Origin of the sequence: Marinobacter sp. (assembly GCF_048266785.1) — a bacterium.
Lineage (GTDB): Bacteria > Pseudomonadota > Gammaproteobacteria > Pseudomonadales > Oleiphilaceae > Marinobacter.
In genome coordinates this window covers 1-12,491 of the sequence record NZ_JBLWYX010000037.1, presented here as the reverse complement: position 1 = coordinate 12,491, position 12,491 = coordinate 1, and the positions used below count along the sequence as shown (strand labels likewise).

Sequence of the window (12,491 nt, the reverse complement as noted above, 5' to 3'; positions counted from 1 at the left end):
GCAGCGGTCTCCAAAACCGCAGGTTGGGGGTTCGATTCCCTCCTGGCCTGCCATTTTTTTAACATCCGGATACATAAGTTGATTCCCATGGAGTCAAAAGCCGTTCAGTCAAACAGTCGTTTCGACGTAGTGAAATGGCTAGTTGTTTTTTTACTGATTGCCGTTGGTGTAGTTGGTAATCAGTATTTCAGCGCCGAATCTTTGCTGTATCGGGTTCTGGCTCTTGTTGGTCTTGCTATAGTTGCGGCTTTGGTCGCCCTGCAGACCGAGCGTGGGCGCCGTTTTGCGACGTTGCTTAAAGAGGCGCGCGTTGAGATCCGGAAAGTGGTGTGGCCCACCAGGCCAGAGCTGGTTCAGACTACAGTTATCGTTGTAGTTTTTGTGCTGGTTGTGTCCTTGTTGTTGTGGGGTATGGATTCGATAATCAGTTGGCTGGTCGCCGGATTTATCGGCTAACAGGAGTGGGCAATGGCTAAGCGCTGGTACGTGGTTCATGCGTATTCTGGCTTCGAAAAGCACGTAATGCGCACTCTAGCTGAGCGCATCGCGCTTGAAGGTATGGAAGACAGGTTTGGTGAAATTCTTGTTCCTACCGAAGAAGTTGTGGAGATGCGTGACGGGAAAAAGCGCAAGAGTGAGCGCAAGTTTTATCCCGGATACGTGCTCGTCCAGATGGAAATGGATGACGGCACCTGGCACCTTGTGAAGAATACACCACGAGTGCTTGGCTTTATCGGTGGAACGAAGGACAAGCCGGCTCCGATCACGGAGCGTGAAGCTGAGGCCATTTTGCGTCGCGTTGAAAGCGGTGTGGATAAGCCGAAGCCGAAGACCTTGTTTGAGCCAGGCGAAGTCGTCCGTGTTGTTGAAGGCCCGTTTGCGGACTTTAACGGCGTGGTAGAGGAAGTTGACTACGACAAGAGTCGGGTCAAGGTCGCTGTTCTGATTTTTGGTCGTTCAACTCCGGTAGAGCTGGAGTTTGGTCAGGTCGAGAAAGACTGATCAGTGGCTTTTAACCGGAAGGCTCGCGCGCTCAGGCGTCGCGGGCTTTTTGTGTCTGCAACGGGGAGCCGCGAGGCGTTTGGACCCATAGGAGTAATAGTATGGCTAAAAAGATAGAAGCATATATCAAGCTTCAGGTTGCTGCCGGTAAGGCCAACCCGAGCCCCCCCGTTGGCCCTGCACTGGGCCAGCGCGGCGTTAACATCATGGAGTTCTGTAAGGCGTTTAATGCCCAGACCCAGGATATGGAAGCCGGCTTGCCGATTCCTACTGTTATCACAGTTTACAGTGATCGCAGCTTCACATTTATCACCAAAACCCCGCCTGCGCCTGTTCTTCTTAAGAAGGCTGCTGGTGTGAAGAGTGGTTCCGGTCGCCCTAACACTGAAAAAGTGGGCAAAGTGACCCGTGAGCAACTTGAAGAAATTGCCAAGACCAAAGAGCCGGACCTGACTGCTGCCGATATGGATGCTGCGGTTCGTACCATTGCCGGAACCGCCCGCAGTATGGGCCTGACCGTGGAGGGCGTGTAACATGTCGAAGCTGAGCAAGCGCCAGAAGCTGATTCTGGAAAAGACAGACTCTACCCGTTCTTACTCCGTTGATGAGGCGGTATCACTGCTGGTTGAGTTGGGCCAGAGTGTAAAGTTCAAGGAGTCGTTGGACGTTGCAGTTAACCTGGGTGTTGATGCGCGTAAATCTGACCAGGTTGTACGTAGCAGCACCGTCCTGCCGCATGGCACGGGCAAAACAGTCCGCGTTGCAGTTTTCACTCAGGGTGCAAACGCTGAAAAAGCAACTGCGGCCGGTGCTGATATTGTGGGTATGGATGATCTTGCTGATGAGGTCAAGAAGGGCAACATGGACTTCGATGTGGTGATTGCCACTCCGGATGCCATGCGCGTTGTTGGCCAGCTGGGTCAGATTCTTGGTCCGCGTGGACTGATGCCGAACCCCAAAGTAGGTACGGTTACTCCAGACGTAGAGACTGCGGTTAAAAATGCCAAGGCCGGTCAAGTGCGTTACCGCACAGACAAGAACGGCATTATCCATTCTCCGCTGGGTAACGTTGAATTCTCTGCACAGAACATCAAGGAAAACCTTGAGTCTCTGATCGCAGATCTGAAAAAGGCCAAGCCATCGTCGGCGAAAGGCGTGTATCTGAAAAAGATCACGATTTCTTCGACCATGGGTCCTGGCCTGACTATCGATCAGAGCGGTCTGGATATCTGACTTCCTGATCGGTAGTTACTTTGTAGTCTGGGCGGAAGCCAAGGCTGTCAAAGACCGCAGGCCCCCGAAGTCCTCGGGCTATAAGGGTTAAAGCAACGCCTGCGCAGACGGTGTGAAGACGTTCTCTCTGAACCCAAACACCGTTAAGGCGCCCGTAGGAAGCAAATTGTAGTCGCTTCCAGGGCAATGATGGGTTTGCCGGGAATACCCCTGGCGAAATCGAGGAGAAATCCAGTGGCAATTAGACTCGAAGACAAGAAAGCGATCGTCGCTGAAGTCAACGAGACTGCCGGTGGTGCTCTGTCTGTGGTTCTGGCTGACTACCGTGGTGTTACCTCTGGTGATATGACGGCTCTTCGTGCCAAAGCTCGTGCTGAGAATGTGCATCTCAGGGTTGTTCGTAACAACCTTGCGAAGATTGCTATTCGTGGCACCGAGTTTGAGTGCATTGACGAGGCTTTGGTCGGCCCGACGATACTGGCATTCTCAATGGAAGATCCGGGAGCGGCCGCGCGCCTGCTGAAGGATTTTGCAAAAGAGAAAGACGCATTCGAGATTAAAGGACTGGCAGTCGGCGGTGAGCTGATGGGCGCAGACCAGATCGATCGTCTTGCCAAGCTGCCAACACGTCACGAAGCGTTGACCATGTTGGCCGCCGTAACACAGGCACCAATCACCAAGCTGGCACGGACACTGAACGAAGTTCCTTCGAAAGTGACCCGCGCTGTAGCGGCAGTTCGCGACCAGAAGCAAGAAGCTGCTTGATTCTGTTGAACACCATTTTTATATTTTTGGGAGAAAGTCATGGCTCTGTCTAACGAAGACATTTTGAACGCAATTGCAGAAATGAGCGTAATGGACGTTGTAGCGCTGGTTGAAGCAATGGAAGAGAAATTCGGCGTATCTGCCGCTGCCGCTGTTGCTGCTGCTCCTGCAGCTGCTGGCGAAGCTGCTGCTGCCGAAGAAAAGACCGAATTTGACGTTGTTCTGACCGGTGTCGGTGAGAAGAAAGTTAACGTCATCAAGGCTGTTCGTGAACTGACCGGCCTGGGTCTGAAAGAAGCGAAAGAGATGGTTGATGGTGCGCCCACTACTGTCAAGGAAGCTGCGAGCAAAGACGACGCAGAAGCAGCCAAGAAGAAGCTCGAGGAAGCAGGCGCTTCTGTTGAGCTTAAGTAAGAGTCGGCTGTTGATCGAAACTGCGCTTCAAGCGTAGACAGGCTGGTGGCTTTGTGCCACCGGCCTTTTTCTGTTGTATATGCTATGGAGTCTGGTATGCGTTTTCAGGTTGGTGTCAGATCTTTAACCGTATACCAGAGTCTTTGTTCAAGACGGCGCGATAAGCCGAGCAATTCGGCCCCGAAGCAAAACATTGGTTGCTTCTTGATACCAGGTATCAGGTCTAAAGCTGGGGAATGCAGATGACTTACTCCTACACTGAAAAAAAGCGGATTCGCAAAGATTTTAGTAAATTGCCTTCCGTGATGGATGTCCCCTATTTGCTGTCTATTCAGCTGGATTCGTTCCGGGACTTCCTGCAAATGGAAGCCGCCCCTGTGGACCGTCGGGAAACCGGTCTTCACGCAGCATTCAAATCCGTATTCCCGATTGCCAGCTACTCTGGCAATGCTGCGCTCGAATACGTGAGCTACCGCATTGGTGAGCCAGTATTCGATGTCAAGGAATGCCAGCTTAGGGGCGTGACTTATGCGGCGCCGCTGAGAGTTAAAGTCCGCCTTATCATTTATGATAGGGAGTCGTCCAATAAGGCGATCAAGGACATCAAGGAACAAGAAGTCTACATGGGCGAAATGCCCCTGATGACCGAGAATGGTACCTTCGTCATTAACGGTACCGAGCGCGTTATTGTTTCCCAGCTCCACCGCTCTCCCGGTGTGTTCTTTGATCATGACAAAGGTAAGACCCATTCGTCCGGCAAGCTGCTGTATTCGGCCCGGGTGATTCCTTACCGTGGTTCGTGGCTCGATTTCGAGTTCGATCCAAAAGACTCCGTTTTCGTTCGTATTGACCGTCGGCGCAAGCTGCCCGCGTCAATTCTTCTGCGTGCGCTCGGTTACACCTCCGAGCAAATGCTGGAAATGTTCTTCGACACCAGTAAGTTCACGCTGGGAGCGGAAACTTGCAAGCTGGAGTTGGTTCCGAGCCGTCTTCGTGGCGATATTGCGACATTCGATATCAAGGATAACGAAGGCAAGCTGATTGTTGAAGAAGGTCGTCGTATCACGGCCCGTCATATCAAGCAGCTGGAAAAAGCCGGGATCAATGAGCTCGAGGTGCCTACCGAGTACCTTTATGGCCGCGTTTTGGCCAAGGATATGGTGGATCAATCCACTGGCGAGATCCTGGTTGAGTGTAATGCTGAGCTGAGCGAAGAGATTGTCACCAAAATCCTGGATTCTGGTGTCACCGACATTGAGACGCTCTATACCAACGACCTGGATTGCGGTCCGTTCATGTCCGATACCCTGCGTATCGACCCGACCCGTAGCCCGCTTGAGGCCTTGGTTGAAATTTATCGGATGATGCGTCCGGGAGAGCCGCCAACAAAGGATTCAGCAGAGAACCTGTTTAACAACCTGTTTTTCTCTGAAGAGCGTTACGACTTGTCTGCGGTTGGCCGGATGAAACTCAACCGTCGCCTGCGCCGTGAAGAAAGCACCGGTGAAGGTACTCTGACTCACGACGACATAATCGATGTTCTTAAGACGTTGATCGACATTCGTAATGGTCAGGGCAACGTGGATGACATTGATAACCTGGGTAACCGCCGTGTGCGTTGCGTGGGTGAGATGGCTGAAAACCAGTTCCGCGTGGGACTGGTTCGTGTGGAGCGTGCGGTTCGTGAGCGCCTCAGTCTGGCCGAAAGTGAAGGCCTGATGCCTCAGGACCTGATCAACGCCAAGCCTGTTGCGGCCGCGGTCAAAGAATTCTTCGGTTCCAGCCAGTTGTCCCAGTTCATGGACCAGAACAACCCGCTGTCTGAAGTAACTCACAAGCGTCGGATCTCGGCGCTTGGACCAGGTGGTCTGACTCGTGAGCGCGCAGGTTTCGAGGTTCGAGACGTTCACCCGACACATTATGGTCGTGTGTGCCCGATCGAGACGCCAGAAGGCCCGAATATCGGTCTGATCAACTCGCTTGCGACATACGCGCGCGCCAACTCTTATGGCTTCCTTGAGAGCCCCTACCGGAAGGTTGTGGATGGCGTTGTAACGGATGAGCTGGTGTATCTGTCGGCCATAGAAGAAAGCACCTACGTTATCGCACAGGCAAGCGCCGCGATGGACGATGGAAAGCGTCTGATGGACGAGTTGGTTACGGTGCGTCACCAGAACGAAACAACGGTCATGCCTCCTGAAAGCGTTAACTTCATGGATGTGTCTCCGCGTCAGGTTGTGTCTGTTGCCGCATCGCTGATTCCGTTCTTGGAACATGACGATGCTAACCGGGCTCTGATGGGCGCGAACATGCAGCGTCAGGCGGTGCCGACACTGCGTTCCCAAGTGCCTTTGGTTGGTACCGGTGTTGAGCGCACAGTAGCTCAGGATTCTGGCGTCTGTGTGACTGCACGCCGCGGTGGTGTGATCGAAAGTGTTGATGCGGCCCGTATCGTGGTGCGCGTCAACAATGAGGAAACCGAGGCTGGTGATGCAGGTGTGGATATTTACAACCTCACCAAGTACACCCGCTCGAACCAGAATACCTGTATCAACCAGCGTTCCATCGTTCGCCAGGGTGATGCCATTGCCCGCGGTGACGTGCTGGCTGACGGTCCCTCTGTGGATCTTGGTGAGCTGGCTCTGGGGCAGAACATGCGCATCGCATTCATGCCCTGGAACGGTTACAACTTTGAAGACTCCATCCTGATCTCCGAGAAGGTGGTTCAGGAAGATCGCCTGACCACTATCCACATTCAGGAACTGACCTGTGTGGCTCGGGATACCAAGCTGGGTAGTGAAGAAATCACTGCGGATATTCCCAACGTTGGTGAGAGCGCGCTATCCAAACTGGATGAGTCCGGTATTGTTTACATCGGTGCTGAAGTAGGCCCTGGCGATATTCTGGTCGGCAAGGTGACACCGAAAGGTGAAACACAGCTGACCCCGGAGGAAAAGCTGCTGAGGGCAATCTTCGGTGAGAAGGCGTCTGACGTAAAAGACACCTCCTCCCGCGTGCCGACTGGCACCCGCGGTACCGTTATCGATGTACAGGTCTTTACCCGTGACGGTATTGAAAAAGATCAGCGTGCCAAGGCAATTGAAAAAGAGCAGCTGGATCAGTACCGCAAAGACCTGAAGGACGAGTACCGTATTGTTGAAGGTGCAACGTTCGAGCGTCTGCTGAGCGCGCTGAAAGGCCAGTCCGTAATCAGTGGTCCGGGCCTGAAAAAAGGCGCCAGCTTGGAGGAAGGCTATCTTACAGATCTTCCGCGTTCAGACTGGTTCAAACTGCGCATGCAGGATGAAGGTCTCAATGAGTTGCTGGAGAAATCCGAGCAGGGCCTTGAGGAGCGCAAGAAAGAACACGATGCGCGCTTTGACGACAAAAAAGGCAAGCTCCAGCAAGGTGATGATCTTGCACCGGGTGTCCTGAAAATCGTTAAGGTCTATCTTGCTATCAAGCGTCGTATCCAGCCTGGCGACAAGATGGCCGGCCGTCACGGTAACAAGGGTGTTATCTCCGCGGTCATGCCGATTGAGGACATGCCGTACGATGTGCACGGTAATACCGTTGACATCGTCCTGAACCCGCTGGGCGTCCCTTCGCGGATGAACGTTGGTCAGGTGCTCGAAACCCATCTGGGTGCGGCTGCCAAAGGCCTCGGTGAGCGCATCGGCAAAATGCTCGATGAGCAACGTAAGGTTGCCGAGCTTCGCAAGTTGCTTGATGAGATCTACAACCACTCTGACGAAGTGTTCAAAGTGGATCTGGATTCCCTGAATGACAAGGAAATTCAGGAGATGTGTCACAACCTGCGTGGTGGCGTTCCTATGGCCACACCAGTGTTTGATGGCGCCAAGGAATCCGAGGTCAAGCACATGCTTGAGCTTGCAGGGTTGAGCACGACCGGCCAGACCAAGCTATACGATGGCCGTACAGGTGACGCCTTCGATCGCCCGGTGACTGTGGGGTATATGTATATCCTCAAGCTCAACCACCTGATCGATGACAAGATGCACGCCCGTTCCACCGGTTCGTACAGTCTTGTGACCCAGCAGCCGCTGGGTGGTAAGGCACAGTTCGGTGGTCAGCGTTTCGGTGAGATGGAAGTGTGGGCCCTTGAAGCTTACGGTGCAGCGTATACGCTGCAGGAAATGCTCACCGTCAAGTCTGATGATGTGAACGGCCGGACCAAGATGTACAAGAACATTGTGGATGGTGATCATCGTATGGAGCCCGGCATGCCGGAATCCTTCAACGTTCTCGTCAAGGAAATCCGTTCGCTGGGTATCGACATCGAGCTGGAATCTGAGTGAGCCGAATTGTTTTTGGCAGCGTGAGCGGGCACTTCGTGTGCCCGCCCGAGATTAACGCCATGCGGAGCTTTTACTGATGAAAGATTTGCTGAATCTTCTCAAGAGCCAGAACCAAAGCAAGGAATTTGATGCTATCCGTATTGGATTGGCGTCACCGGACATGATCCGTTCCTGGTCCTTTGGTGAAGTTAAGAAGCCTGAGACCATTAACTACCGTACGTTCAAGCCAGAGCGTGACGGCCTTTTCTGCGCCAAAATCTTCGGCCCGATCAAGGACTACGAGTGCCTGTGCGGCAAGTACAAGCGCCTCAAGCACCGTGGTGTTATCTGCGAAAAGTGCGGAGTTGAAGTCGCACTGGCAAGCGTTCGCCGTGAACGCATGGGACACATTGAGCTGGCCAGCCCGGTCGCTCATATATGGTTCCTGAAATCACTCCCGTCCCGCATCGGTCTGATGCTGGATATGACGCTGCGTGATATCGAGCGCGTGCTCTACTTTGAGTCGTTCATTGTGATCGACCCGGGTATGACCACTCTCGAACGCGGTCAACTGCTGAACGATGAGCAGTATTATGAGGCCCTGGAAGAGTTCGGCGACGAGTTTGATGCCCGAATGGGTGCTGAGGCCGTCAAAGAGCTACTCGAAGGTATTGATCTTCAGGAGCAAGTTGATGGGCTGCGGGAAGAAATTCCCCAGACCAACTCTGAAACCAAGATCAAGAAATTCAGCAAGCGCCTGAAAATACTTGAGGCCTTCCTGTATTCTGGCAACAAGCCGGGCGACATGGTGATGACCGTGTTGCCGGTTCTGCCGCCCGACCTGCGCCCGCTGGTGCCGTTGGATGGTGGCCGTTTTGCTACATCTGACCTGAACGATCTGTATCGTCGGGTGATCAACCGGAATAACCGTCTCAAGCGCCTGCTTGAGCTGAACGCTCCGGATATCATCGTGCGTAACGAAAAACGCATGCTGCAGGAAGCGGTAGACGCACTGCTGGACAACGGCCGTCGCGGTCGTGCCATCACCGGCACCAACAAGCGTCCGCTGAAGTCTCTGGCAGACATGATCAAGGGTAAACAAGGTCGTTTCCGTCAGAACCTGTTGGGTAAACGGGTGGACTATTCCGGCCGTTCTGTAATTGTTGTAGGTCCCTATCTGCGCCTGCACCAGTGCGGTCTGCCCAAGAAGATGGCGCTTGAGCTGTTCAAGCCGTTTATTTTTTCCAAGCTTGAGCATCGTGGCCTGGCCACCACTATCAAAGCCGCCAAGAAAATGGTTGAGCGTGAAGAAGGCGTGGTCTGGGATATTCTGGACGAAGTGATTCGTCAGCATCCCATCATGCTTAACCGTGCGCCGACACTGCACCGTTTGGGTATCCAGGCGTTTGAGCCGGTACTGATCGAAGGTAAGGCGATCCAGTTGCACCCGTTGGTTTGTGCGGCCTACAACGCTGACTTTGACGGTGACCAGATGGCGGTACACGTGCCGCTGACGCTGGAAGCTCAGCTTGAAGCGCGTGCGCTGATGATGTCGACCAACAACATCCTGTCGCCAGCCAACGGTGAGCCGATCATCGTGCCATCCCAGGACGTTGTACTTGGCCTCTACTACATGACCCGTGAGCGCAAGAGTGCGCCTGGCGAGGGCATGGTGTTTGCAGACGTCAAGGAAGCTCATCGTGCGTATGGTGCGGGCCAGGTAGACCTCCAGGCCATCGTCAAGGTGCGCGTAAAGGAAGTTGCCATTCTTGAAAGCGGCGAGCGTACTGAAGAGTACAAGATCGTGGATACCACGGTTGGTCGCGCTTTGCTGTTTGATATTGTTCCGGACGGCCTTTCCTACGACCTGGTTAACAAGCCGATGGTCAAGAAGGCAATCTCGAACCTGATCAACACGTGCTACCGGGATGCCGGGCTGAAAGAAACGGTTATCTTTGCGGATCAGCTCATGTATATGGGTTATCACTACGCGACGGTTTCCGGTATTTCGATCGGCTTTAACGACTTCGAAATTCCCCCGGAGAAGTACGAGCTCGTGGACGCGGCTTCCCAGGAAGTAAAAGATATCGAAACCCAGTACGCGTCCGGTCTGCTGACCCAGGGCGAGAAGTACAACAAGGTTATCGACATCTGGTCGCGCGCCAACGACAAGGTCTCCAAAGCCATGATGGAGCGCCTGGCCAAAGAAAAAGTCATTGGTGCTGATGGCAAGCCTATCAAGGGTGAAGACGGCGAAGACCTGATGCAGGAGTCTTTTAACTCTGTCTACATGATGGCTGACTCCGGCGCTCGGGGTTCTGCTGCGCAGATTCGTCAGCTGGCCGGTATGCGTGGTCTGATGGCGAAGCCGGATGGCTCTATTATCGAGACGCCGATTACCGCCAACTTCCGTGAAGGCCTGAACGTACTTCAGTACTTTATCTCGACTCACGGTGCCCGGAAGGGTCTGGCTGACACGGCGTTGAAGACCGCGAACTCCGGTTATCTGACTCGTCGTCTGGTTGACGTTTCGCAGGACCTGGTGGTTACCGAAGAAGATTGCGGTACCGAAGAAGGCCTGCTGATGACACCGCACATCGAAGGCGGCGACGTGGTTGTGCCTCTGGGTGCTCGTGTGTTGGGCCGTGTTACTGCCCGGGATGCGTTTACTCCGATCGATAAGGATAATGCCGTTGTTCCTTCCGGCACCTTGCTGGATGAGAAAACGATTGAGGCGCTTGAAGGTGCCGGTGTGGACGAAGTCTGGGTGCGCTCTGCGATCACCTGTGAGACTCGTCATGGTATCTGCTCCAAGTGTTACGGTCGCGATCTGGCCCGTGGCCATCGTGTGAACGTTGGCGAAGCAGTGGGTGTTATCGCTGCCCAGTCTATTGGTGAGCCGGGAACCCAGCTGACCATGCGTACGTTCCACATTGGTGGTGCTGCGAGCCGAGCTTCTGCGGTAGATAATATTCAGGTCAAGCATGGTGGCACAGTTCGCCTGCATAACCTGAAGTCGCTTGAGAAAACAGACGGCTCACTGGTTGTTATTTCCCGCTCCTCTGCTCTGGCTATTGCGGATGATCAGGGTCGTGAGCGTGAGTGGTACAAACTGCCTTATGGTGCGGTGCTTTCTGTGAAGCACGGCGACAACGTTGAGGCGGGCGTTGTGGTGGCCAAGTGGGATCCACACACTCACCCGATCATTGCGGAAGCCGAAGGTACAGCCAAGTTCGTCAACATGGACCAAGGCATTACCGTGCGTACCCAGACCGACGAGCTGACTGGTCTGTCGACCATGGAAATCATCGATCCGAAGGAACGTCCGGCGGCTGGTAAAGACATTCGCCCGGCCATCCAGATGGTTGACGAAGCAGGTAACGACGTTGATTTGCCAGGCGGCGGCGCGGCGATTTTCTTCATGCCGGCAAACGCCCTGGTGACTATGGCCAATGGCGCGCGTATCGAGCTGGGTGACGTGGTTGCGCGTATTCCTCAGGCAAGCTCTAAAACGCGTGACATTACCGGTGGTCTGCCGCGGGTTGCTGATTTGTTTGAAGCGCGTCGTCCGAAGGAATCGTCAATCCTGGCCGAGATCAGCGGCATGATCTCGTTCGGCAAGGAAACCAAGGGCAAGAAGCGCCTGGTGATTACTCCGAAAGACGCAGATCCTTATGAGGTTCTGATTCCGAAGCATCGCCAAATGAACGTATTTGAAGGCGAAACGGTAGAGAAAGGCGAGGTGATTTCCGATGGCCCGTCCAACCCACATGACATTTTGCGTCTGCTGGGTGTGGTAGCGTTGGCGAAGTACATTACCAACGAAATCCAGGACGTCTACCGTCTGCAGGGCGTAGTGATCAACGACAAGCACATCGAAGTGATCGTGCGTCAGATGCTGCGCAAAGTGGAAATCACTGACCCCGGTGACACCCAGATGATTTCTGGCGATTCTGTGGAGATCAACCGGGTGCTGGAAGCTAACGAAGCGGCCGATGCTGCTGATAAAGAGCCAGCACGGTTCGAGCGTTTGCTGTTGGGTATCACCAAGGCTTCCCTGGCGACTGAGTCGTTCATCTCGGCGGCTTCGTTCCAGGAAACGACCCGCGTACTCACTGAAGGCGCGGTCACAGGTAAGCGTGACTACCTGCGCGGCCTGAAGGAAAACGTTGTGGTTGGTCGACTGATTCCTGCGGGAACTGGTTTGGCTTATCACGCCGAGCGTCGACGCAAGCGCGAGCTTGAAGAGCAGGGTGTTACTGCTGCAGACGTTGAAGAAGCTCTGAGCGCCGAACTCAACCGCGGAGGTTGAGCTGGGTGGGCCATCTCCGTGTAGTTACTTATGCGGAGGTGGTTAAAAAGAGATCAGTCATCTTGACTGTCGGGGGGCGCGGGCTTAAACTTGCGTCCCTTAAATTTTACCCCCTTCACTGGGGGTAAGTTTCATTGATATGGTTTTTTGGAGTTTGCTTACATGGCAACGATTAATCAGTTGGTGCGTAAGCCTCGTAAGCGCAAGGTGGCCAAGAGCGATGTTCCTGCTCTTCAGGCATGTCCTCAGCGCCGTGGTGTGTGCACTCGTGTTTACACCACAACGCCGAAGAAGCCGAACTCAGCACTGCGTAAAGTGTGTCGTGTTCGTCTGACCAACGGCTTCGAGGTTTCCTCATACATTGGTGGTGAAGGTCACAACCTTCAGGAGCACAGTGTTGTGCTGATCCGTGGCGGTCGAGTAAAAGACCTTCCGGGTGTGCGCTATCACACTGTTCGCGGTACTTT

At 53.9% G+C, this 12,491-nt stretch carries 9 protein-coding genes; all 9 read left to right on the top strand.

Annotated features, from left to right (window positions below):
* The first annotated feature begins 87 nt into the window (after positions 1-87).
* A complete protein-coding gene (secE, locus tag ACN0V1_RS21185) occupies positions 88-456 on the top strand; it encodes a preprotein translocase subunit SecE (RefSeq protein WP_144780236.1) in 369 nt (122 codons plus the stop codon).
* A gap of 12 nt (positions 457-468) precedes the next feature.
* Complete coding sequence (nusG, locus tag ACN0V1_RS21180) at positions 469-1,002, top strand: transcription termination/antitermination protein NusG (protein ID WP_144780235.1); 534 nt, start codon at positions 469-471, stop codon at positions 1,000-1,002.
* Positions 1,003-1,103: 101 nt separating this feature from the next.
* On the top strand, positions 1,104-1,535 hold the full coding sequence (gene rplK / locus ACN0V1_RS21175) for a 50S ribosomal protein L11 (protein ID WP_072799871.1): 432 nt from the start codon (positions 1,104-1,106) through the stop codon (positions 1,533-1,535).
* A gap of 1 nt (position 1,536) precedes the next feature.
* Entirely contained in the window at positions 1,537-2,235 is a 699-nt protein-coding gene (rplA, locus tag ACN0V1_RS21170) for a 50S ribosomal protein L1 (RefSeq protein WP_144780233.1), read from the top strand.
* 234 nt (positions 2,236-2,469) lie between these two features.
* Positions 2,470-3,000: a 50S ribosomal protein L10 gene (gene rplJ / locus ACN0V1_RS21165; protein ID WP_339783379.1), complete on the top strand. Its 531-nt coding sequence runs from the start codon at positions 2,470-2,472 to the stop codon at positions 2,998-3,000.
* A 39-nt stretch (positions 3,001-3,039) separates the two neighbouring features.
* Entirely contained in the window at positions 3,040-3,414 is a 375-nt protein-coding gene (gene rplL / locus ACN0V1_RS21160; RefSeq protein WP_144780231.1) for a 50S ribosomal protein L7/L12, read from the top strand.
* Between the two features lie 242 nt (positions 3,415-3,656).
* Positions 3,657-7,733, top strand: a complete 4,077-nt coding sequence (rpoB, locus tag ACN0V1_RS21155; protein WP_339783375.1) for a DNA-directed RNA polymerase subunit beta — start codon at positions 3,657-3,659, stop codon at positions 7,731-7,733.
* Between the two features lie 76 nt (positions 7,734-7,809).
* Positions 7,810-12,024, top strand: a complete 4,215-nt coding sequence (rpoC, locus tag ACN0V1_RS21150; protein WP_417546829.1) for a DNA-directed RNA polymerase subunit beta' — start codon at positions 7,810-7,812, stop codon at positions 12,022-12,024.
* Positions 12,025-12,186: 162 nt separating this feature from the next.
* Positions 12,187-12,491: 30S ribosomal protein S12 (gene rpsL, locus ACN0V1_RS21145; protein ID WP_417546828.1), on the top strand; the 305-nt coding region annotated here is incomplete at its 3' end.

Excerpts from the sequence above, each read along its gene's own strand:
- secE (WP_144780236.1), top strand. The coding sequence starts at position 88 with ATGGAGTCAAAAGCCGTTCAGTCAAACAGTCGTTTCGACGTAGTGAAA.
- nusG (WP_144780235.1), top strand. The coding sequence starts at position 469 with ATGGCTAAGCGCTGGTACGTGGTTCATGCGTATTCTGGCTTCGAAAAG.
- rplK (WP_072799871.1), top strand. The coding sequence starts at position 1,104 with ATGGCTAAAAAGATAGAAGCATATATCAAGCTTCAGGTTGCTGCCGGT.
- rplA (WP_144780233.1), top strand. The coding sequence starts at position 1,537 with ATGTCGAAGCTGAGCAAGCGCCAGAAGCTGATTCTGGAAAAGACAGAC.
- rplL (WP_144780231.1), top strand. The coding sequence starts at position 3,040 with ATGGCTCTGTCTAACGAAGACATTTTGAACGCAATTGCAGAAATGAGC.
- rpoB (WP_339783375.1), top strand. The coding sequence starts at position 3,657 with ATGACTTACTCCTACACTGAAAAAAAGCGGATTCGCAAAGATTTTAGT.
- rpoC (WP_417546829.1), top strand. The coding sequence starts at position 7,810 with ATGAAAGATTTGCTGAATCTTCTCAAGAGCCAGAACCAAAGCAAGGAA.